Source organism: Sphingobacterium sp. MYb382 (assembly GCF_037572665.1).
GTDB lineage: Bacteria > Bacteroidota > Bacteroidia > Sphingobacteriales > Sphingobacteriaceae > Sphingobacterium.
The window spans coordinates 163193-164755 of record NZ_JBBGZT010000026.1 but is presented as its reverse complement, the minus strand read 5'-3'; the positions used below and the strand labels follow the sequence as shown (position 1 = coordinate 164755).

Annotated in this window: 2 protein-coding genes; both read left to right on the top strand. The window is 42.3% G+C overall.

The window, feature by feature from the left end; all coding sequences use genetic code 11:
* The coding region (locus WH223_RS14410) for a protein-disulfide reductase DsbD family protein (protein WP_340048447.1) at positions 1-988 on the top strand (988 nt) is incomplete at its 5' end.
* A 20-nt stretch (positions 989-1008) separates the two neighbouring features.
* Positions 1009-1563, top strand: a 555-nt coding sequence (locus tag WH223_RS14405) for an ATP-dependent 6-phosphofructokinase (RefSeq protein WP_340048446.1), incomplete at its 3' end; no start/stop codon positions are given.

Here is a 1563-nt window from a genome sequence, read left to right as displayed (position 1 = left end):
AGGCGAGCGCTTAGGTCCTGCAATCGGGATGTTAGGTTTCTCTATTGCTTTAGCGCTACCCTTTGTACTCTTTGCGGTATTCCCTTCTATGCTTAAATCCCTTCCTAAATCAGGTGGTTGGTTGAACAGCGTGAAGGTTGTATTGGGCTTCTTAGAACTTGCTTTAGCTTTAAAATTCTTATCAAACGTCGATCTGGCTTACCACTGGAACTGGTTAGACCGCGAAGTATTCTTGGCGTTATGGATTGTTATCTTCGCGATGATGGGCTTATACCTTATCGGTAAAATCAGCTTCTCGCATGATAGTCCCTTACCTTTCTTATCGGTACCACGTACGCTATTGGCAGTTGTTGTGTTCGCCTTTGTAATGTATATGATTCCTGGTATGTGGGGAGCGCCGTTGAAGTCTATTTCGGCTTTCCTTCCGCCTTCGGCAACACAAGATTTTGACCTTTCAGTCAGCAACTTTAGCCCTGCAGCACCGAGTGCAACAGCAGGAAAGACAAAGAAATATTACGATATTTTCCACGAACGTGGGACACCAAAAGGATTTGAGCCGTACTACGAATATGAGGAAGGACTAGCCGCAGCTAAAGAGCTAGGCAAGCCTGTTTTAATCGATTTTACAGGCTGGAACTGTGTGAACTGTCGCAAAATGGAAGCCAACGTATGGACTGATCCAAAAGTAGCATCGCTATTACGCAATGAATTTGTGATGGTGGAGTTGTTTGTTGATGACCGCACGCAATTGCAACCAGAAGAACAGTATGTATCAACCTATTCCGGTAAGAAAATTAAGACCATAGGTAATAAGAATAGTGATTTTCAAGCAGCTACATTTAATAGCAATTCACAGCCATTATATGTCATTGTAAATCCAAATGGCGACGTGTTACTACCTCCTAGTGGAGCGAACTACAATATCAGTAGCTATGCCGCCTATCTGCAAAAAGGAATTGACACATTCAAAGCTCAAAAACAAAACTAGACGCTAAACCAAAGAAATAAATGAAGACAATTAAAAATATTGCGGTATTAACTTCTGGAGGCGATGCTCCAGGAATGAATGCTGGTATACGGGCCGTTGTCCGTGCAGGAATCTACAACAACCTAAACGTTTTTGGTGTTAAAAGAGGCTACGACGGCCTTGTAAATGGCGAATTGATTCCTATGGATGCTAAATCTGTAGCAAACATCATCCAACGTGGAGGAACAATACTTAAGACGGCCAGAAGTGATGAATTCCGTACGGTAGAAGGAAGACAGAAAGCATACGACAATATTAAAAAATTAGGTATCGATGGCTTAGTAGTAATCGGTGGTGATGGAACTTTTACAGGTGCCTCAAAATTTATTGAAGAATTTGATATTCCAATTATTGGTATTCCAGGTACAATTGACAATGACTTGGCAGGAACAGACTTCACGATCGGCTACGATACAGCTATCAACACGGTAGTAGATGCTGTCGACAAAATTAGAGATACGGCAGAATCGCATGACCGTCTGTTTGTTGTTGAAGTGATGGGACGTGATTCAGGCTTAATCGCACTACGTTCAGGT